This is a genomic window from Enhygromyxa salina (assembly GCF_002994615.1).
In the GTDB taxonomy this organism is placed as follows: Bacteria; Myxococcota_A; Polyangia; order Nannocystales; family Nannocystaceae; genus Plesiocystis; species Plesiocystis salina_A.
Genome location: NZ_PVNK01000025.1, coordinates 12,453 through 33,232, shown reverse-complemented (window position 1 = coordinate 33,232; position 20,780 = coordinate 12,453). Strand labels below are relative to the sequence as shown.

The 20,780-nt window shown below is 68.2% G+C and carries 16 protein-coding genes; 9 read left to right on the top strand and 7 right to left on the bottom strand.

Features of this window, described 5'->3' with window-relative positions:
- The first annotated feature begins 223 nt into the window (after positions 1 to 223).
- Together ENSA5_RS02605 and ENSA5_RS02600 are read left to right on the top strand one after the other, a co-directional pair.
- A complete protein-coding gene (locus ENSA5_RS02605; protein WP_146155237.1) occupies positions 224 to 2,035 on the top strand; it encodes an MYXO-CTERM sorting domain-containing protein in 1,812 nt (603 codons plus the stop codon).
- Positions 2,032 to 3,087 (top strand): hypothetical protein, encoded by a 1,056-nt coding sequence (locus ENSA5_RS02600; protein ID WP_106389967.1) that lies wholly within the window; start codon positions 2,032 to 2,034, stop codon positions 3,085 to 3,087. The genes ENSA5_RS02605 and ENSA5_RS02600 overlap by 4 nt, the downstream gene beginning before the upstream one ends.
- Positions 3,088 to 3,161: 74 nt before the next feature.
- Here the strand turns inward: ENSA5_RS02600 and ENSA5_RS02595 are convergent, their stop codons facing one another.
- Positions 3,162 to 3,359, bottom strand: coding sequence for a cold-shock protein (locus ENSA5_RS02595; RefSeq protein WP_106389966.1), 198 nt, complete (start codon positions 3,357 to 3,359; stop codon positions 3,162 to 3,164).
- A 154-nt stretch (positions 3,360 to 3,513) separates the two neighbouring features.
- Positions 3,514 to 4,551 (bottom strand): fatty acid desaturase, encoded by a 1,038-nt coding sequence (locus ENSA5_RS02590; protein ID WP_258182706.1) that lies wholly within the window; start codon positions 4,549 to 4,551, stop codon positions 3,514 to 3,516.
- 837 nt (positions 4,552 to 5,388) lie between these two features.
- Between ENSA5_RS02590 and ENSA5_RS02580 the strand changes: the two genes are divergently transcribed.
- Positions 5,389 to 6,792 carry a CotH kinase family protein gene (locus tag ENSA5_RS02580; protein WP_181197259.1) on the top strand — a complete coding sequence of 468 codons (1,404 nt, stop codon included), beginning with the start codon at positions 5,389 to 5,391 and terminating at the stop codon, positions 6,790 to 6,792.
- A 54-nt stretch (positions 6,793 to 6,846) separates the two neighbouring features.
- On the opposite strand, the gene ENSA5_RS36885 is transcribed toward ENSA5_RS02580, so the two are convergent.
- Positions 6,847 to 7,002 (bottom strand): hypothetical protein, encoded by a 156-nt coding sequence (locus ENSA5_RS36885; protein WP_181197257.1) that lies wholly within the window; start codon positions 7,000 to 7,002, stop codon positions 6,847 to 6,849.
- A 93-nt stretch (positions 7,003 to 7,095) separates the two neighbouring features.
- On the opposite strand from ENSA5_RS36885, the gene ENSA5_RS02575 reads away from it, so the two are divergent.
- The 3 genes from ENSA5_RS02575 to ENSA5_RS02565 are packed head-to-tail and all read left to right on the top strand — an operon-like array spanning position 7,096 to position 9,343.
- Positions 7,096 to 7,455, top strand: coding sequence for a hypothetical protein (locus tag ENSA5_RS02575; protein WP_106389962.1), 360 nt, complete (start codon positions 7,096 to 7,098; stop codon positions 7,453 to 7,455).
- A gap of 23 nt (positions 7,456 to 7,478) precedes the next feature.
- Positions 7,479 to 7,868, top strand: coding sequence for an MYXO-CTERM sorting domain-containing protein (locus ENSA5_RS36880; protein ID WP_106389961.1), 390 nt, complete (start codon positions 7,479 to 7,481; stop codon positions 7,866 to 7,868).
- Between the two features lie 8 nt (positions 7,869 to 7,876).
- Positions 7,877 to 9,343, top strand: a complete 1,467-nt coding sequence (locus ENSA5_RS02565; RefSeq protein ID WP_106389960.1) for a 4-hydroxyphenylacetate 3-hydroxylase family protein — start codon at positions 7,877 to 7,879, stop codon at positions 9,341 to 9,343.
- A gap of 104 nt (positions 9,344 to 9,447) precedes the next feature.
- On the opposite strand, the gene ENSA5_RS02560 is transcribed toward ENSA5_RS02565, so the two are convergent.
- From ENSA5_RS02560 to ppdK, 3 genes are all read right to left on the bottom strand, one after another.
- Entirely contained in the window at positions 9,448 to 9,864 is a 417-nt protein-coding gene (locus tag ENSA5_RS02560) for a hypothetical protein (protein WP_106389959.1), read from the bottom strand.
- A gap of 39 nt (positions 9,865 to 9,903) precedes the next feature.
- On the bottom strand, positions 9,904 to 10,713 hold the full coding sequence (locus ENSA5_RS02555; RefSeq protein ID WP_106389958.1) for a hypothetical protein: 810 nt from the start codon (positions 10,711 to 10,713) through the stop codon (positions 9,904 to 9,906).
- Positions 10,714 to 11,014: 301 nt separating this feature from the next.
- Positions 11,015 to 13,828 (bottom strand): pyruvate, phosphate dikinase, encoded by a 2,814-nt coding sequence (gene ppdK / locus ENSA5_RS02550; protein ID WP_106389957.1) that lies wholly within the window; start codon positions 13,826 to 13,828, stop codon positions 11,015 to 11,017.
- 74 nt (positions 13,829 to 13,902) lie between these two features.
- Between ppdK and ENSA5_RS02545 the strand changes: the two genes are divergently transcribed.
- On the top strand, positions 13,903 to 14,751 hold the full coding sequence (locus ENSA5_RS02545; RefSeq protein ID WP_181197255.1) for an alpha/beta fold hydrolase: 849 nt from the start codon (positions 13,903 to 13,905) through the stop codon (positions 14,749 to 14,751).
- Positions 14,752 to 14,851: 100 nt separating this feature from the next.
- Here ENSA5_RS02545 and ENSA5_RS02540 read toward each other — a convergent pair whose 3' ends face one another.
- Positions 14,852 to 15,613, bottom strand: a complete 762-nt coding sequence (locus ENSA5_RS02540; RefSeq protein ID WP_146155235.1) for a hypothetical protein — start codon at positions 15,611 to 15,613, stop codon at positions 14,852 to 14,854.
- An 862-nt stretch (positions 15,614 to 16,475) separates the two neighbouring features.
- Between ENSA5_RS02540 and ENSA5_RS02535 the strand changes: the two genes are divergently transcribed.
- The gene (locus ENSA5_RS02535) at positions 16,476 to 17,702 is read left to right on the top strand and encodes an efflux RND transporter periplasmic adaptor subunit (protein WP_106389954.1); all 1,227 of its coding nucleotides are present in this window, start codon (positions 16,476 to 16,478) and stop codon (positions 17,700 to 17,702) included.
- On the top strand, positions 17,699 to 20,779 hold the full coding sequence (locus ENSA5_RS02530) for an efflux RND transporter permease subunit (protein WP_106389953.1): 3,081 nt from the start codon (positions 17,699 to 17,701) through the stop codon (positions 20,777 to 20,779). Before ENSA5_RS02535 ends, ENSA5_RS02530 begins: the two co-directional genes overlap by 4 nt.
- Position 20,780: the final 1 nt, after the last annotated feature.

The following is a 20,780-nucleotide window of genomic DNA, read 5'->3' as shown; positions in this document are numbered from 1 at the left end:
TAGACGGCTGCGCGAAGCTCCCGCGGCAATGTCGAGTGAATCAAGCACTCCGGACAATTCTACCGAATCATGGTGGGTGTCCCACACACTCAATTTCGCGTGCGCAGAATATAAGCTGGAGATCCGCGCTCGATGGTGGTCAACTAGGATGATGTCGTTGTCGTCGGTTCCATCGCAAATTATGGCGCTCAGTACAGTCGGTCTCGCGGTGGGGGTCCTGGTCATGCCCGGCACCGCGAACGCAGGTGGAGACCCACAGCTCGATCAATTCGACGTCGGAACGCTGATCATCCCGATGGACACCGATTACCAGGACATGGGCATGCTCCGCGCCTATGGCCTGGTCTATGAGCTGCTCAGTAACGACGTCCCCGTGCGCTGGGCGATCAACGACGCCAAGGCCCAAGATGGAACCGACTTCAGCGCGGCGGCCACGGACCTGGCGACCGGCGACCCGATCCCGATGCACGACTACCGCGGCGGCCCGTGGGTCATCGACGCCGCCGACGCCGCCGAGGCGCTGCCGATCGTCGAGGCCTGGCAGCAGCAAAACCCCGACCTCGCCGTCCACGAGGCCAGCGTCGCGTTCGAGGCCGAGGTCGGCCACTACCTCGTGGTCGCGCCCACGATCGCGATGATCGCCGACGGCAATCAGAAGATCGCGCGCGGGTACCTGGCCGCCGCGGGTATCCCCGACTCGACCGGCGACCTGCTGTGGCCCGACGATAGCCCCGACATGCTCGACGTCGACGAGCTCTCGGGCCCGACCGAAGACAACCACCGTGACGGCCTGCTCTTCGACGAAGACGGCGACCCGGTCTACTGCCAGCTGATGTCGATGCACTGGGGCGTCGGCGACGCCGAGAACGACCCCGAGGTCGTCGCCGAGGTCCGCGAGTACCTCAACAACCCCGTGCACTTCTTCGCCGAGTGCCAGGCGGTCAACGCGTTCGAGAACCTCGATCCCCACGGCTTTTTCTTGACGCCCAACGGCTTCGAGATCGGCGACAGCCCCAACGAGGTCGAGCACTTCAACCCGAGCTCGCCCTACGCCCAGCTCGATGGGCTGTTCGAGGCTGTCGGCGGCAGCGAGCCGTCCTACAGCCTGCCGATGGGCGACGACTACCTCGCCGGCGGCATCACCATGATCACGGGCGCGGACACGCCGGTCGGGGTCGAGGACGTGTGGATGACCGGCTACCTCGACGGCACCTGCCCCCCGGATGCGCCCGAGTGCGGCTCGCTCGGCAAGATCAGCTACCTCGGCGGTCACCAATACAAGACCAACCTCCCGATCTCGGACAACCCAGACACCCAGGGCACGCGCCTGTTCCTCAACTCGCTGTTCGAGGCCCCGTGCGCGACGGTCGACGGGCTCCCAACCTTGAACCTGGCCACGGCCGCTCCCGACTTCACCATGGTTGCGCAGATCGAGGTCGACGTCACCTACGTCAACGCCAGCGCGGCCACGGCCCTCGACGCGGTGCTCCGGGCCCAGCTGCCACCCAACACAACCTTTGTCTCGGCGACCGAGGGCGGCGTGCTCATGGGCGACGAGGTCGTGTGGCAGCTCGGCAACCTCGGCGCCGACGAGAACGGCGACCGCAGCTACGTGATCGAGCTGGCTGAGTACGGCCTCTACGACGACAGCTCGGCCCTCGACTACCGCGTCGGGCTCAACGAGTTCACGCTCCTGTCCAACGTCGCCCAGACCCTGTACGGCGACGAAGCTCCGGACGATGGTGACGGAGGCGACGGCGACAGCGACACAGGAGGCGACGGCGACGGCGACCCCGCAGGTGACGGTGACGGCGGCAGCTCGGCGGGTGACAGCGGCGAGGACGGCGGCGAAGAGGGCGCCACCGCCGAAGACAGCGCCGGTGAGGGCGACACGGGCACGGGCGGCGGCGCGGCCGATGTCGGCGCCGACGGCTGCAGCTGCTCGACCGAGACCGACCACCCCGCCCCGCTCGGCTGGCTGGTCGCGGTCGGGCTCGGACTCGGGCTCGTGCGTCGCCGCGGAGGTGCAGCGTGAGCCAGGTCCACCGAAGCACGATCTCGCGCCTCTCGATCGCCGCGCTGCTCTCGCTGTCCGCCTGCGCTGACCCCGGCGGCGACGCGACCAACACCGACGACGCCGAGGGCGTGGGCTCCGAAGACGACACGGGTATCACGACCAGCACCGACACCGACGATCCCGACGGCGGCACCAAGCTCGATCTGAGCCAGGAGACCGACCTCCCCGGCGGCGAGGAGGGCGGCTGCGAGAAGATCGACTTTCTGTTCGTGATCGACTCGTCAGGCTCGATGGCCGACAACCAGGCCAACCTGATCGCAAGCTTCCCCGGCCTCGTCGCGGCGATGATGGACAACGTCGAGGCCGACGACTGGCACGTGATGGTCGTCGACAGCGACGGCCAGTGGAGCGGCACCGACTGCGCCAACGCCTGCACGACCCTCGGTTTTTGCCCCGACGCGCCCGAGTTCGACTGCCAGACGCCGCCGCCCGAGCTGTGTGACATCACCATCGGAGGCGGCGTGATCGCCCCAATGGGCGAGGCCGCCAGCAACCAAGACTGCGCCCTGGCCAGCGACGCGCGCTACATCCAGTCGGGCGAGCCGGACCTGCTCGCGAGCTTCTCGTGCGTGGCCAAGGTCGGCGTCGACGGTGGTGACACCGAGCGACCGATGGACGCGATGGTCCGCGCGCTCGGGGACGAGCTCGGTGAGCCCGGCGGCTGCAACGAGGGCTTCGTCCGCGACGACGCGATCCTGGTCATCACGATCATCACCGACGAGCCCGACGAACACTCGATGGACGAGCCCGGCACATGGTTCGACGCCGTGGTCGCCACCAAGGCCGACAACCCCGACGCGGTCGTGGTCCTCGGCCTGCTCCCCGACGGCGACCTCGGCATGCCGCTGTGCGGGGCCGAAGCGGTCGCCGCCCCACGGATGAGCGCGTTCTTGGACCTGTTCGAGCAAAGTAGCCGAGCGTCGGTCTGTGAGCCGGACTACAGCCCCTTCTTCCTCGACGCGGTCTCCGTCATCAGCGGTGCGTGCGAAGAATTCGATCCGGTCGGTTAACGAAAAACGGGGCCGACAAGCGTCGGCCCCGTCTCAGCGCACGTAGCGCTGCCTCAAAAGGTCACCTCAAAACGTCAGATGGTACGGACGTTCTCGGCGCGGGGGCCCTTCGGGCCTTCACCCGGGGTGAAAGAGACCTTCTGGCCTTCGCGGAGCTCCTCGAAGCGGACGCCCTCGAGGTTCGACATGTGGAAGAACATGTCCTTGCCGGTGCCAGTGTCAATGAAGCCGAAGCCCTTGTCCGTGAGACGCTTGATCGTACCCTCTGCCATTTTGTGCTTTCCTGAAAGTGTGTCTCGCGTGGTGTGAGCCGCCAAACGAAGGCGGATCAACCCTGCGAAGGCACGCGTGTACCCCGAAATTGACCGGGTGTCCACCGCAGCTCGTGCGCCCTCGGACCAGATCGCGCCCCCGGCGCGGGTTCCATCACGACTCGGCGTGCTCGACGGCGTCGACCGAGCGCTCGAGATCCGCGCGCTTGCGAGCGAGGTAGGGCTCCCAGTGCTGCTTGAGGAAGCGAGCGCGATGGTCCTGATAGGACGAGACGGCGCCGATCATCGAGAGGAACTTGATGTAGTACCAGGCGAGGTCGATCTGATACCAGAGGAAGCCCGCGCGGGCGCTGCTGGCGTAGAGGTGGTGGTTGTTGTGCCACTCGCCAGCGACGAACCCGGGCCAGTACTGGTTGATCGAGAGATCACGCCGGTTGAAGTCGACGCCGTCGCGCCGCTTGTCCTTGCCGCCGCCGTGCCCGGCGAAGTTGAAGGTCCGGATTCCGATCGCCCAAATGTGGGCCGAGCCGAACATCGTGACCGCGAGCAGGTGCCCGCCGATCAGGTAGAAGGCGCCGTACCAAAACGCCCAGTTGAGGCCGAAGTGCAGGGTCGTCCGCAGCGGGTGCGCGATCGAGCCCCAGCGCTGGTACTGCTCGTAGCTGTTGGCGACGACCCCGGTGTGCGCGACGAGCTTGACGACCCGCTCGTAGTCTTCGGGCGACAGATCCCGGGCGATCGGCTGCGAGGTGACGTCGGCCAAGAAGCAGTACAGCCCGCCAGCCTTGGCGTTGTAGGGGTCGCCAGGCTGCTCGGGCTTCGCGTGGTGGACCATGTGCGAGACGATGTAAATCTCCTCGGGCACGATCTTGATCACCAGGTTGCGGGTGATGAAGCGCCAGACCGGATGGCTGAACACGAACGCCCGGTGGGTACCGTAGCGGTGGAGCCAGATCGTCCCATAGGTGCCCATGGCGACCATGCTGTAGAGGAAGCCCAGCGGCAGCATCCACCACGTGAAGTACTTGAAGAAGAACAGCAGCAAGAATGGGATCAGCGCCAGGGTCCAGACCCAGTTGGTCAGCGCCAGCCAGTTCTTGCGGTCCGCGAACACGTTGATGCGCGTGAGCAGCTCGCGGAACAGTTGGCGCGCCGACGGCTTGGTCTCCCATCCGTAGGATGGCGGCTCCAAGACTCGGTCGATGAAACTCGTTTTCGGAGCGGCGGCTACGGGCAAGGCGAGCAGAGAGTCTCACGTCGGGCGCGGAATTCCATTGCGTGGATCACGCTAGCCGTTCCTCGCCTGCCTCGGCCTGTTGGGCCCGATGCGGGTTTCGCTCGCGGCCTTGGTGGCGGCGAGCGACCGGCGACCGGCGGCTGATCGGCGCCGTCACCCCACCGCTGGGCGATCCTCGCCTCGGTCCGCGAGCAGATCGCGCAAGACCCTGTCGCCGTCGGTCGGCAGTCCTGCGCTGGCCCACGATGAGCTCGACGCCGAGCGGCCCGAGCTCATCGTCACCGAACAGCGGAAGACAGCGACGGACAGCCGCGGGCCCGCCGCAAGAGACCATCGCCGACAGTGCGTTCGCTCGATGCGCCGCGTCGTCGACGAGCGCTGGATAAAAACAGCAGTCATTTTCATAGAGGTAGTTCAGCGCCGAGCACCTCCCAAGCTGAACCATTGCGCGATGGATAGCGAAATGAGCCGGCGACCGCCCCGCCGAGCGTGACGGGCCAACCTGGCATGCAAGGACCGCGTTTGCGATCGAGAGGGCGCCAAGCTACGTTGCCAACGGTTCCCCCCCCTATACATCGATCCTAAAAGGCGAAATTGCCCAGTTCAACGCACCCATGGTTGCGCCATGAGTCAATTCGCATGAACTGGCATCGCCAATAACCCAATAACTCAATAGCCCAACCCCCAACAACAAGGGATGACTGACACATGGCCGACCTTCAACAAACCATCTTCGCGTCACTCGCCCTTTGTTGCACAATTGCCTGCTACAGCGGCCCCGACGATTCGGGTTTGGGCGCGGCAGACACGAGCACTGGTTCACCGAACGGCGACGGCGACGAGATCGGCGGTGACGCCGATACGGGCGACGGCGACGGCCCGAGCGGCACCACCGGCACCACCGACTCCACCGACGCCACCGACTCCACCGACGCCACCGACTCCACCGACGCCACCGACTCTGGCCCGGCCACCGACCTTGGCAACGGCAACGACAACACCGATCCCAACGAGCAGATCCCCCCGCAGGACGAGGAGGGCTGCCATGCGATCTTCGCCCAGGACCTGCTGCCGACCTTCGAACTCACCATCCAGCCGGTTGTGTGGGATCAGCTTCAGTGGATGTGGGACGGCGGCGACGCGATCTACGACATGGGGCTGAACCCGAAGAAGTATCTCCCCCTCGAGGAGTTTCGCTACGGCGACATCGTCATCAAGGACGCCGAGATCCGCCTGCGCGGCAACGCGACCCACTGGGACCCGCTGCCCGGCGACAAGATGCAGTTTCAGATCGGGTTCCACCGAAACGATCCAGATGGCCGCTTCCTCGGGATCAAGCGCCTGTGCTTCGACGCCCACACCGCCAATGAGCACTTGCTGCGCGACCGCCTCGCGCTGGCCGTGATGCGCGAGGTCGGCATCGCCGCGTCCTGTGCCAACAACGCGCGCCTGGTCATCAACGGCGAGTACTACGGCATCTTCACCAACGTCGAGAAGATCGACGAGGTCTTCCTCGATCGGGTGTTTGATGACCCGACGGGCGACCTGTGGAAGCGTCACGGTTGGGAGCTCAAGACCAACAAGGACACCTCCAACGACGAGCGCCTCGAAGAGTTGAAGGACGCAGAGTCAACTGAGGAGGTCTACACCTACTTCGCGTTCGAGCAGGCCATGCGCGTCTACGCGGCCGACGCGGTGCTTCCAAACGGCGATGGCAAGTGGGCTGGCGGGCTCAACTTCTATCTATACGACCACCCCATCGAGGGAAAATTCTGGCTCATCCCCTGGGACCTGGACAACACCTTCGAGCGCTTCAACGACGAGCCCGGCGGCGACTTTCCGGTCAACCCCGACCTGGTCGTATGGCAGAGGAAGACGAGCCACGGCCGCCCCTGGTACGACGCGGCCATCGCTGACGAGCTGTGGTTCGCGCATTACATCAGCGAGATCGAGGAGATCTTGTATCAGGCCTACACGCCCGAGAAGATGCACGGACGGATCGACGAGTGGACCGCACAGATCGAGGAGTCCGTGCTCACGGACGAGAACAAGCCCTGGTCCAACGAGGACTACTACGACGAGGTCGAGGAGCTCCATGAGCACGTCCAGTCGCGCTACGAGTTCGTCGAAGAGTGGCTCCAGTGCTGGAAAGACGGGGGCGAGAAGGACGACGACGGCTACTGTGATCCGTCTTGACTTGGCCTCGCGGGCAGGTTCTCTAGCAGCCCGGGGTGCTAGCAGCCCGGGGTGCTAGGCCGAGCCTTCGCGCTCGTCGTGGGTCTTGTCACATGAGAAATGGTTGCCGCTCACGCGCAACGACTGGTCGGCGCCCGCGTTGATCGATTGGTCGGCGCCGACGGTGAGTAAGGGGTTGACCCCGACGCAGGTCGACTGACTGACGCCCACGCTGACGCTCTGATTGACGCCCGCGCGTGGTCGTGAGGAGCCCGTAGTCCGCTGCTATGCTGGGGCCGTGTTCGACCAAGGCGTCCGGAAAACATGAGCGCGTGGCTCACCGCGTTCGTGTTCACGCAGGTGATCGAGATCCCGATCTACATGCGCGCGCTGCTCGAGCGCCTCGACGGGGGCGAGCCTGTGGTCGCGCGCTGGTCGGCGGCGCTCGGCCTCGCGTTCGGAGCCAGCGCGATCACCCACCCGATCGTGTGGTTCGTGATGCCGAAGCTGGTCCCGAGCTCGTGGCTGACGATGGTGATCATCGCCGAGCTGTTCGCGATCCTGACCGAGGCCGCGTGGCTGCGCGCGTTCGGCCTGCGCCGGAGCCTGGCGTGGGCGGCGTTCGCAAACGCGGCGAGCGTGCTGATCGGGATGGCGCTGCGTCAGGTTTTCGGCTGGCCGTGACCGGGGTGGGTATACTGCCGGCCATGTCTCGCCCCGCCCCCGTCCCTCGCCGTCTACTCGCGCTCGCGACCTTCTTCGCCCTCACCACGGGCCCCGCGCTCGCGCTCGCCGACCTCCCCGGCCCTGCGCCCGAGCCCGCGCCCGAGCCTGCGCCCGAAGTCGAGGCCCCCGCGCCCGAGCAACCCAAGGCCGACGACGCCAAGACCGACGACGCCAAGACCGACGACGCCAAGTCCGATGACGCCAAGACCGACGACGCCAAGTCCGACGACGCCAAGAAGGACGACGCCAAGACCGACAACGACAAGAAAGACGGCGCCTGCTCCGTCGTCGACAACGATGACGGGGTCCTCGGCCTCGCCGGCCTCGTGCTCTTGCTGTCGGGCGTCGCCTTGCGCCGTCGCCGGAGCTGAGGCCGACCTTGGCTACCACCTGGCCGCTGACGAGCGGCGCCGAGTACATCGACAGCCTCCGCGGCCGCGACCTCGCCGTCTACCTGCACGGCGAGCGCGTGGCCGAGCCGGTCGATCACCCGATCATCCGGCCGTCGATCAACGCCGTCGCCGAGACCTATGACCTCGCGGCCCGCGAGCCCGAGCTGGCCACGACGATCTCGCCGCTGACCGGCGAGCGGATCAATCGTTTCTTACACGTCGCCGCCAGCGCCGACGACCTGGTCGCGCAAAACATGATGCAGCGCAAGCTCGGCCAGCTGACGGGCACCTGCTTTCAGCGCTGCGTCGGGATGGACGCCCTCAACGCGCTGTACTCGGTCACCTTCGAGCTCGACGCCAAGCACGACACGCCCTACCACGGACGGCTGCGCGAGTTCATCAAGCTGGTCCAGTCGCGCAATTGCGTGATCGGTGGGGCGATGACCGATCCCAAGGGCGACCGCAGCAAGGCGCCGCATCAACAAAGCGATCCCGATCTCTTCGTCCACGTCGTCGAGCGCAACGACGAGGGCGTCGTGATCCGCGGGGCCAAGGCCCACCAGACCGGGTGCATCAATTCGCACTGGCTGATCGTGATGCCGACGATGCGGCTCGGGCCCGAGGATCGCGACTATGCCGTGATCGGAGCCATCCCCGTCGACGCGCCGGGGATCACCTACATCTACGGCCGCCAGTCCTGCGACACCCGCAGCGCCGAGCCGTCGAGCCTCGACCGCGGCAACCCGCGCTTCTCCGGGCAGGAGGCCCTGGTCATCTTCGACGACGTGTTCATCCCCTGGGATCGGGTGTTCATGGACGGCGAGGTCGACTTCGCCGCGATGTTGGTCGAGCGCTTCACCTGCTATCACCGGCGCAGCTACGTGTGCAAGACCGGGGTCGGCGACGTGCTGATCGGCGCGGCCGCGACGATCGCCGACTACAACGGCGTGCCCAAGGCCTCGCACATCCGCGACAAGCTAGTCGAGATGACCCACCTCAATGAGACGATCTACGGGATCGGGATCGCGTCGTCGCATCAGGCCCAGGCGACAAAGTCGGGCTGCTATCTAAACGACGACATGCTCGCCAACGTGTGCAAGCATCACGTGACCAAGCTGCCCTACGAGATCGCTCGCCTCGCTCAGGATCTCGCTGGCGGCCTGGTCGCGACGCTGCCCTCGGCCGCCGACCTCGAATCCGACGCCGTCGGGGCCCTGCTCGAGAAGTACCTCAAGACCCGCGACGAGGTCGACGTGCGCGATCGCTGGAAGATCCTGCGCCTGATCGAGAACATGACCCTCGGGCGCAACGCCGTCGGCTACCTGACCGAGTCGATGCACGGCGCCGGCTCGCCGCAGGCCCAGCGCATTCAGATCGCGCGGGCGATGCAGCTCGACGCCAAGAAGCAGCTCGCCAAGCGCCTCGCCGACATCGAAGACGCCGAGCCTGAGTGATGGATCGGCGCGAGTTCATCGGGGTCTGCGGCCTCAGCTCGCTGACGCTCGCCTGCCGCCCGAGCCCGCCGCCAAGCTCATTGCACCGCTAGCAGCCCGGGCTGCTAGAGCCCGGCCCGGCGCTTCTCGTGGGCCTCGCGCTCGCGCTGGGTCGGCGCCGCGGCGAGGTGCGCGACGGCGCCGAGGCCCGCGAGGGTGTAGACCCAGTGAAACTCGGCGCCGAGCATCGCGAGCACCAGCCCAAAGAGCGCCGCCGACTCGGCCAGGGCGAAGCGCATGATCATCGACACGAAGTAGGGCTGCCGCCGCGTCAGGCCCGGCGCGAGTACGGCGCTGCCGACCGCCGTCATCGCCCCGGCCCCCGTCAGCACGAGCGACATCATCTCGATGTCACCGGCCTGGCCGCTGTCCTGGCCGTGGACGATGTGCCCGGTCAGGAGAAACAATCCGTGGCTGACCAGGAACGCGCCCCACAAGATCCAGGGGACCTGGGCATTCGTCGGGGGCTGGGCGGCGCTCATTGGCGCAGCATACCCTGCCCGCGAGCCGCGAGCGCAGGCTCAGCGCGGGATCGCCGAGACCACGCCGCCAAACGCCGCGGGCGCGAAGTCCTCGGCGAGCCTGACCTCCCAGTAGCCACGGGCCAGGCCGTCCGGATCGGACGCCGCGTCGCGCAGGTAGGCGTAGACCTCGAAGTCGCGCTCGCCGACCGCGCGCAGCATGAAGGCCTCGAGCTCGGGGCTCGATGGATCGTGCGCGGTCTCCAGCTTCGCCCGAACGAACCCGATCAGGGGGCCACGCACCCGGTCGAGCTCGGCGCACAGCTGCTCGGCGAGATCGAACAGGTGCCGGCCGAGCTTGGGGTCGGTGTGGGCGTGGCGAAAAAAATAGTGGATGCCCTCGGCGTCGTGACCGATCGTCGGATCGGCGGGCTCGCCGTCGCGCAGCTCGATGAGGTTGAGCCCAAAATTCTGGTGCCACTCGAGCTCGCTGTTCCACGTCAGCCGGTACCAGAGGCGATGCTCGTCGGGCAGCGCGAGCTCGGCCGCGGCGGAGTGAAACTCGGCCAGGAGCTCGGCGGGCAGCTCCTTGGCTTCGCGACCGCAGCGCTCGACGAAGACCGGCCACGACTCACCGAGCTCGCGCGAGATGCTGCGCTCGAACACGCGAAAGTGGCTCGCGCGGACCGTCGGCATCGCCTCGGTCAAGGCGCCGTCGTCGTCGAGGACCAGCGCGACCGCGACGGTCGCAGAGCCGCGCTGAGTCAGGGCGTGGATCGCGGTCGGGACGTTGTCGATGGACCAAGCGGCCTGAGGCCGCGCGTCAGATCTGTAGCGCCGAGCCAGCGCGATTGCTTCTCCAAGTCTCATGTGACCTAGCCTGGACCAATCCGTGGCTCTTGGCAAAGGTCAAGAATGGCTAGCAAGGGGATGTTTTTGACCCCCACAGCCGTTTGCGACTCTGCCACGCACGGCCCCAAGCGGCCGGTCGCTCGTTCCTCGCTCGGTGGGCTGGGGTGTGCTTCGCCATCGTCTGCGTGGCCCCCTAAAGGGGGCCTAACGCAGTTTCCTGTGTTTAGGGGTCGCGCGACGCGCGGGAGAATCTGGCAAGGGCTTTAACGCAGTTCTTGTGTTTAGGGGTCGCGCGGCGCGCGGGGAAATCGAATACCGCTCAAGCGTCGTGGCCGAGCGCCGTGTCGTGGTAGGTCGGCGGCGTCTTGTAGCGCAGGTTCCTGCGCGCGCGCGTGCGCAGCTCCTCGACGCCACGCTCGTGGAGGACGGCCTGGGCAGCCGCCAGCCTCGCAACGGGGATCCGGTAGGGCGAGCACGAGACATAGTCGAGGCCGAGGTCGTGGCAAAAGCCGACCGACTGCGGATCACCGCCGTGCTCCCCGCAGATGCCGATCTTGATGCCCTGACGGGCCGCGCGTCCCTTGCTGACCGCGATGCGCATGAGCTCACCCACGCCCTCGCGGTCGATCGACACGAAAGGGTTGCGAGGCAAGATACCCTCGTCGACGTAGCGCCCGAGAAATTTACCCGCGTCGTCGCGGCTGAAGCCGAAGGTCGTCTGGGTCAGGTCATTGGTCCCGAAGCTGAAGAATTCGGCCTGCTCGGCGATCTTGTCGGCCGTCACCGCGGCGCGCGGGAGCTCGATCATCGTGCCGATCTTGTAGTTGACGTGGACCCCGAGCTTGGCCTCGACCTCTTTGGCCACGCGCTCGACGACCTCGCGCTGGCGACGCAATTCGCCGACGTCACCAACGAGCGGGATCATGATCTCAGGGTCAACGGAAACGCCGTTCGAAATGCACTTGGCCGCGGCCTCGAATAGAGCACGAGCCTGCATCTCGATGATCTCGGGGACCAAAATGGTCAGCCGACAGCCCCGCCAACCCAACATTGGGTTGATCTCGGTGATGCTCAACACCCGCTCGTAGATCGCCTCGAGCTCGGCGAGCCTGGCCTCGTAGTCGGCCTTGCGCTGGCCCTTGGATTTGCCCGTCGCCTTCATGACCTCGATCTCGACCTTGAGCTCGGTCGGGTTGGGCAAGAACTCGTGCAGCGGGGGATCGAGGGTGCGGATTGTGACCGGCAGGCCGCTCATGGCCTTGAACAAGGCGATGAAATCCCGGCGCTGAAGGGGCAAGAGGCGGCGCAAGGCCTTGCGCCGCTCGGCCTCGGTCCGGGCCAGGATCATGTCCTGCATCTTTGGCATGCGATCGGCGCCAAAGAACATGTGCTCGGTCCGCGCGAGGCCGATGCCCTCCGCGCCGAGCGCGAGGGCGACCTCCGCGTCGGGCCCGGTGTCGGCGTTGGCCCGTACGCGCAGCCGGCGGGTCAGGTCGGCCCACTCGAGCAGGCGTTGAAACCCGGCGAAGATCGTGCTCTTGGCCGGGTCGAGCTCGCCGGTCACGACCTGCACGACCTCCGAGGGCATGGTCCCGACCTCGGCCAAGATGACCTCGCCCGTGGTCCCGTCGATCGACAGCCAGTCGCCGCGTTCGACCGTGTGGCCGCCGACCTCGAGCTGCTCGCGGGCCGCGTTGATCCGGAGCGACTCGCAGCCGACGACCGCGGGCTTGCCCATCTGCCGGCCGACGACCGCCGCGTGGCTGGTCATGCCGCCGGTCACCGTCAGCAACCCGACCGCGGCGTTCATGCCGTGGATGTCGTCGGGGCTGGTCTCGTGGCGGACGAGGATGACCTCGTTGCCGGCCTCGGCCTCGGCGACCGCGTCGTCGGACGTGAACACCAGGCGCCCGCACGCGGCCCCCGGTGAGGCGTTGATGCCGACCGCCGCGACCTCGTGCTCGGCGCGCGCGGCCGGGTCGAAGACCGGGTGGAGCAGCTGCAGCAGCTGCACGGGCTCGACCCGGATCACGGCCTCTTCGCGGGTGATCAGGCCCTCGTCGACCATGTCGGTTGCGACCTTCACCGCCGCGATCCCGGTCCGCTTGCCCGTGCGGGTCTGGAGCATGAACAGCTTGCCCTCTTCGATCGTGAACTCGAAGTCCTGCATGTCGCCGTAGTGACGCTCGAGCCGCAGCGCGATGTCCTGGAGCTCGCGGTAGGCCTCGGGCAGCACGGCCTCGAGCTCGACGAGCAAACGCGGCGTGCGGATCCCGGCGACGACGTCCTCGCCCTGGGCGTTCTGAAGGAACTCGCCGTAGAACTCGCGCTCGCCGGTCGCGGGGTTGCGGGTGAAGCCGACCCCCGTCGCGCTCCGCTCTCCGCGGTTGCCGAACACCATCGCCTGGACGTTGCACGCGGTCCCGAGCGCGTCGGAGATGTCGTGGAGCTTGCGGTAACGGCGGGCGCGCTCGGTGTCCCACGACCCGAACACCGCCTCGATCGCGCCGCGCAGCTGGACCCGAGGATCACGGGGAAAGGGCTCGCCCGTGCGATCGAGGACGATCTTCTCGAACGCGGTGACGACCTTCTCGAGCTGCTTGGCGCTGAGCTGCGAGTCGGTCTGCTTGCGAGCCTTGCGGCGCGCCGAGCTCATGACCGCTTCGAAGCGCGAGCGCTCGACGCCGAGGACCACGTCCGAGTACATCATGATGAAGCGACGGTAGGCGTCGAGGGCGAAGCGTGGATCCCCGCTCGACTCGGCCAGGCCGCGGACCGCCTCGGGGTTGAGGCCGAGGTTGAGGACCGTGTCCATCATGCCCGGCATCGAGACCTTGGCGCCCGAGCGGACCGAGACCAACAGCGGCTCGTCGGCGTCGCCGAAGGTCCGGTTCATGCGCTGCTCGAGCACCGCGAGGTGCTCGTCGATCTGCCGGCTGACCTCGGCCGGGATCGTCCCGAGCTCGCGGTGCAGCGTGCACGCCGTCGTGGTGATCGTGAACCCCGGCGGGACCGGGATCCCGGCGTTGGTCATCTCGGCGAGCGCGGCACCCTTGCCGCCGAGCAGACCCTTCATGTCATCGCGGCCCTCGGCCGCACCTTCACCAAACGAGTAGACGTACTTGCGGGGCATGACAAGCGCTGCTCTACGCCTGTGCACGACGACGGTCAATGCCTGGCGGCCCTGCAAACACGCTACGATGGGGCGTGAGGACTGCGCGGTCGACCGTCGAGCTCGCCCACGGCGACACCGCCTACACGATCCACGGCCAGCTCGGCGCGCCGCGGTCCCTGCTCGTGTTCGGCGGCTTTCACTTCCCGCGCAACTGCGATCGCTTCTTCGCCGAGCTCGGCGGGCGCCTCGGCGCCGACTTTTGCGTGCTCACTTACGACTACTACGGCCGCGGAGACTCGGCCGACCCCGGCCAGCGCTACGACGAGGCGCTCTACCTCGACCAGGCCACGCAGCTCCTCGCCAAGCTCGAGCTCTCCGGGCCCCTCGATCTGCTCGGCTACTCCTTCGGCGGCAACGTCGTCGCGCGCTTCGCCGCCGCGCAGCCCGAGCGCGCCCGCTCGCTGACGATCTCCGGTCCCTTCGGGGCCTGGGCCCCGTTCCTGGCCCCGGCGCGCCTGCTGCCGCGGATCGGGCTCGGCTGGCTGCTCGACCGGCTCTACTGGAGGATGCTGCGCGGCGAGCTGGCCCGGGGCTTCGACGATCCAACCACCCACGCGGCGGTGATCGAGCACATGCTCGCGGTCGAGCTCGAGATCCGCGGCCGCGACCCCGGCAAGCTGCGCCGGGCGATCCTCGGAACCTTTCGCCACTTCCCAACCGACACCCGGGCGAAGATCGAGTCGCTCGCGGGCCGCGAGCTCCCGATCCTGCTCGTGTCGGGCGTCCGCGACAGCGTGTGCCCGATCGAGCACATCCGGGCGATGCACGCCTCGCTCTCGGGTTCGCGGCTCGTCGAGCTCGACGCCAACCACAATGACCCGTGGCTGGTCGAGCCGATGCGCGAGCAGCTGCTCACCGCCCTCGTCGAATTTCTGCGCTAACACCGGCGACGGCGACGGCGGCACGGGCTCCGGGAGCGATGGCGACGGCGTCGTCAGCCCCGGCGAGGACTGCGATCTCGGCCCCGACAATACGCGGCGCTCAGTGACGATCCAGCGCCGCGTGACAGGCCTCGCAGGTCGTCAGCAGCTCACCGAAGAGCTGCCCGGGGATGCCCGAGACCACAAGCGACTGACGCGCTTGGTCGCCAATCTCGTGAACCCTCATGGCAAGCTCCTCGATCTCCGCTCGGGCCGAGCGCCCTCCCCTGATCTCTTCGGGCACCAGGGGGGCGACCGCGAGCGCCTCGGCGCCCGTGATCCAGGCCGTGCGCGACGGCCCGGTCAGGCCCGTCCACATCGTGTCGATCGCCCAACCATGGTCGACCGTGACCACGTCCGTGTCGCCCGTGTCGCCCGCCGCGTCGGCGCTCGGTGGCTCGTCGACCTCGATCTCGGGGCCATCGACGGCGACGTGGCACGCGGCGCAGGCCTGCCCGACCTCGACGAGGGCCGCGCTCGCAACGGCGAGCTCCACGCCGCTTCCGATCTTGTCCGCCGAATCATGCATGTGTTCGACATAGGGCCGCCACGGCTCGGGGTATTCGAGCTCTGCATAGTGCTCAGCCATCCACGCCGCCGGCGCGAGCGCGGCGTCGACGTTGCCACTAATCAGCGCGAGCCGAATCTCCTCGGCCACGGTGAAGTGATCTTGGGTGTGGACCTTGGGCGCCGGCCGTTCATCGCCCTCTCGCCCCTGCACGGACCTCGCGTCCAACCTCGCCGCGAGCTCCGCCTCGTCCTGTTTCGGGCAGGCCGCTGCCAGCAACAGCCCGCAGATCACGATCACTCGCGTGTTCTGCACCCAATTAATATGAACGTTACAGCAGCGTAATGTTGGCGAAACGATTGCGATACTCGCCTCGTCGCCACACACGCCTCTCGAATATTACACACACACTATTCCTCGCATCCAAATCACCACAATAAGCGCAGCGCTGGCATTCATATCTTTCCTTATTCTCTCTACGTCTCCGAACTCAGCTAAAGACCGCCCCCGCTTCGCCGGCGGTCGGTGATGGTCAGAACCAACGCCGACACGCGGCACTCGGGGACCGAGGACCCCCGCTCGCCGCGGGCGCGGCAGTCGCCCGACTCGCTCCGGGGATGAGTCCGGCCCAGAACTCGCGGGACACGATCGTGCTTGTTGGATGTTGTCGCTGAGCTCGATCGGCCCGCGGGCGTCAGTCACCGTCCCCGAGGCAATGCGCCCTCGACGTCGGTGAGCTCGACCGAGCCGACCCGGCTCGAGCTCAGCGAGGGTGAGAGCCCCGTCCAAGTCGCGGCCGAGAGTGCCAACCCCGGATCATCCGCCGGGTTCTCACCCGGGGCGAGGGGCTCGCCGCGCTCCTGCGCCGCCTCGCTCTCGGATCCGCCGGAGGCGACTAGACCTAGCAGCCCGGGGCCGAGCTCGCGCCGCCTCGCTTGGCCTCTTCGCCGAGGGCTTTGTCGCCAAAACTTGCAGTACGCCCGGTACAGCGGCGTTTTGGCTTCGCGCCCTCGGCGAACATTCCGGCGCGAGGCGACACGATGCATTGCACCCCGGGCTGCTAGCAGCCCGGGGCCGAGCTCGCGACGAAGCCAGGATGCGTCCACAGGCCGAACGAGTCGCGCGGGTTTCACCAGCCCGGACGGGGCTGCTACCCTCCCGCTAGCGAAACACGAAGGTGGGCAAGGCCAAGACATGGGGTATCGCGGCGCTGATCGCCGCCTCGCTGATCGCCGGCGGCGTCGCCTTGCGCCTGTGGGTATTCAGCGACGAGCAGACCGGCGCAGCCGCGGACAGCGGGCCGGTCCCCGTCGAGGTCGCGGCCGTCGAGCAGGGGCCGATCGAGCGTCGGCGCGAGTTCACCGGCACCCTCGAGGCCGCGGCCGAGTTCACCGTCGCGCCCAAGGTCGGCGGCCGGGTCGAGCAGATCAAGGTCGACCTCGGCGATCTCGTGACCCGCGGGCAGGTCGTGGCCGTGCTCGACGACGAAGAGCTGCGTCAGGCCGAGGCCGAGGCGCGCGCGGATCTCGTCGTCGCCCGGGCCCGAGCGAGCGCGGCCGAGAAGGTCGCCGCGCTGGCCCGGCGCAGCTACGCCCGGGTCGAGGGCCTGCGCGGGCGCGACATCAGCTCCGAGCAGGAGCTCGACACCGCGCGCGCGACCAAGGTCGAGGCCGAGGCCGCGCTCGAGGTCGCCGAGGCCGAGGTCGTTCGGGCCCGGGCGGTCTCCAAGGCCGCGCAGATCCGCCGCGGCTACACCGAGGTCACCGTGCAGTGGAGCGAGGCCGAGGGCGGCGAGGCCGAGGGGCGCGAGCGCGACGCGCGGCGCCTGGTCGCCGCCCGCTTCGCCGACGAGGGCGGGCTGCTCGCTGCCAACGCGCCGCTCCTGAGGATCGTCGACCTCGATCCCGTGATCGTCGTGGTGTTCGTGACCGAGGTCGACTACGCCGAGCTCACGCCGGGCATGCCCGTGACCCTGCGCGCCGACGCGTTCCCGGGCGAGAGCTTCGCCGGTGAGATCAGCCGGATCGCGCCGGTGTTCCGCGAGCAGTCGCGCCAGGCCCGGGTCGAGATGCGCGTGCCCAACGGCGACGGTCGACTCAAGCCGGGCATGTTCGTGCGCGCCCGGGCGGTGCTCGAGCGCGTGCCCGAGGCCACGATCGTGCCGGCCTCGGCGCTCGTCGATCGCAACGGCGAGGTCGTGATCTTCGTGCTCGATGAGGCCGGCGAGACGGTCGCGCTGCGGGCCGTCGAGGTCGGCGTCCGCGAGCGCGAGCGCGTGGCCGTGACGGCCCTCGACGGCGCGCCGATCACCGGCCGCGTGGTCACCCTCGGGCAGCAGCAGCTCGTCGACGGCTCGGCGGTCGTGGTCCCCGAGCGGCGCATGTCCGAGGGGGACCCGTCTTGAAGATCGCCCGAGTCAGCGTCGAGCGGCCGGTCCTCACGATGATGCTCACGCTCATCGTGCTGGTCCTCGGCGGCGTCTCGCTCAGCCGCGTGCAGATCGATCTGCTGCCGGAGATCGAGCTGCCCACGGTCACGATCCGGACCGAGTACGAGGGCGCCAACCCCGAGGTCATGGAGCAGCGGGTCACGACGATCATCGAGGAGATCGTCGCGACCGTGCCCGGCGTCGAGGACCTCGAGTCGACCTCGTCCGAGGGCGACAGCAGCGTCAAGGTCACCTTCGGCTGGGGCATCGACGTCGACATGGCCGCGATCGACGTCAGCGCCAAGCTCGAGGACGAGATCAACGAGCTGCCCGACGACATCGTCCGCCCGCGGGTCAGCAAGTTCGACGTCGGCAGCTTCCCGGTCGTGATCCTGGGCATCTCCAGCCAGCTCGACCCGATCGAGCTCACGACCCTGGTCGACGAGCAGCTCCGCCATCGCTTCTCCCAGATCCCCGGCGTCGCCCAGGTCGACCCCTGGGGCGAGTACTCGCGCGAGGTTCGGGTCGAGCTCGATCCGGCCCGGCTCCGGGCCCTGGGCATCCCCCTCGACCAGATCCGCGAGGCCCTGACCGACGCCAACCTCGACCTCCCGGCCGGCAAGATCGAGCGCGGCCAGGAGTCGGTGACCGTGCGCGCGCCCGCGCAGTTTCGCGACCTCGAGCAGATCCGCGCGACGGTCGTCGGGGTCCGCGACGGCGCGGCCGTCGAGCTCCGACAGATCGCCGAGGTCCGCGACACCTACCAAAAGCTCGAGCGCCTCGCCCGGGTCAACGGCGCCCAGGGCTTGCGGCTGGCGATCCGCAAGCAGTCCGACGCCAACACCGTCGAGGTCGCCGCGCGGGTGCTCGCCGAGGTCGAGGCGATCAACCGCGACTTCCCGCAGATCGAGGTCGTCCCGGTCATCAACCAGGGCAACTTCATCGAGCGCTCGATCGCCAACGTCGCCCGCTCGGTCCTCTACGGTGGCGTGCTCGCGATCGTCGTGCTGCTGTTCTTCCTGCGCAACCTCCGGAGCACCGCGGTCATCGCCCTGGCGATCCCGGTCTCGCTGATCGCGACCTTCGCGCTGATCTACTTCACGGGCCTGACCCTCAACCTCATGACCCTCGGCGGCCTCGCCCTGGGCGTGGGCATGATGGTCGACAACTCGATCGTGGTGCTCGAGAACATCTTTCGCCGCCGCGACGAGCTCGGCGAGGACACCGCCGCGGCCGCCGTGGCCGGGACCGCCGAGGTCGGACCGGCGATCGTCGCGAGCACGGTCACGACCCTGGTCATCTTCCTGCCGCTGGCCTTCGTCGGCGGGGTCTCCGGCGTGCTGTTCGAGGACTTCGCGCTCGTGGTCTCCTTCGCGCTGGCCTGCTCGTTGCTGGTCTCGCTCAGCGTGGTCCCGATGCTCGCGGCCAAGCTCCTGAAGCCGCAGGCCGCGGGTCAGCGGCCGGGCTGGGTCGGCAAGCTGGTCGCGGGTTCGGATCGGGCCTTCGCCCGCCTCGACGAGCGCTACGGCCGGCTGCTCGACGGCGCCTTGCGCCACCGGGCGGCGACGATCATCGCGGCCGCGGTCGCGCTCGCGGCGAGCTTGCTGCTGCTGCCCACGATCGGGACCGAATTCATGCCGCCGAGCGACGAGGGCGAGGTCCGCGTCAGCGGCGAGATGCCGGTCGGCAGTAAGCTGGCCCTCGTAGACCGCCAGACCCGGCTGCTCGAGTCTCACGTCTACCCGGAGGTGCCCGAGACCGTGTCCTCGGTCGTCAGCGTGGCCGAGTCCGCCTCGCGCAACCCGAGCGAGTCCTTTCGCGGCGAGCTGCGGCTGACCCTGACCCCGGCGGCGGAGCGCGAGCGCTCGAACGTCGAGATCGCGACCGCGCTGCGCGAGCAGCTCCAGGCCAAGGTCCCGGGCATGACGATCCGGACCCGGGCGCCGCAGGGTCAATTCCTGCTCGAGCGTGTGCTCGGCGGCGACGAAGGCCTGGTCGTCGAGGTTCGTGGCTTCGAGCTCGAGACCCTCGATCGCCTCGGTCAGCGCGCGGCCGAGGTCATCGCCGAGGTCCCGGGCATCACCGACGTCGATCTCAGCCGCGAGGCCGGGGTCCCACAGGCGACGATCGAGATCGATCGAGCCAAGGCCGCGAGCCTCGGGCTGAGCCCCCGCGACGTGGCCGTCGCCCTCGAGACCGCCGTCGCCGGGGCTCAGGCCGGCGAGTACCGGGTCGGCGGCTACTCCTATCGGATCCTCCTCCAGCTCGCCGAAGCCGAGCACCTGCCGCTGACGGAGATCCTCGATCTCACGCTCCGCACGCCCGCGGGCGAGGAGGTCGCCCTGCGCAACGTCGTCACCTCCTCGCCGGGCCGCGGGCCGATCATGATCGAGCGCAAGGACCAGCAGCGCCTCGTCAAGATCACCGCCAACGTCGCCGGCCGCGACCTCGGGTCCGTGGCCGCCGACATCGAGACCCGGCTGACCGAGATCCCGCGCCCGGTCGGCTACGACTTCGTGGTCGCCGGCAGCTTCGAGGAGCAGCAGGAGGCCTTCACCGAGCTGCTCGTCTCGCTGCTGCTCGCGCTGCTGCTCGTGTACATGGTCCTGGCCGCGCAGTACGAGTCGCTTCGGGATCCGCTGATCGTCATGCTCTCGGTCCCGGTCGCGGCGATCGGCGTGCTCGCCGTGCTGTCCGTGACCAACACGACCCTCAACGTTCAGTCTTACATCGGCTGCATCATGCTCGGCGGGATCGTGGTCAACAACGCGATCCTGCTCGTGGATCAGGCCCGGCGGCTGCAGGACGAAGACGGGCTCCCGAGCGTTGAGGCGGCGGCCCAGGCCGGGCGCCGGCGGCTCCGACCGATCCTGATGACGACGCTGACGACGGTCCTGGCCCTGCTGCCGCTCGGGCTCGGGATCGGTGAGGGGGCTGACGCCCAGGCGCCGATGGCTCGGGCCGTGCTCGGCGGGCTTGGAGCCTCGACGCTGCTGACCTTGGTCCTGATCCCGGCCGTGTTCACGCTCGTCCACCGTCGGCGCGAGGGCTGAG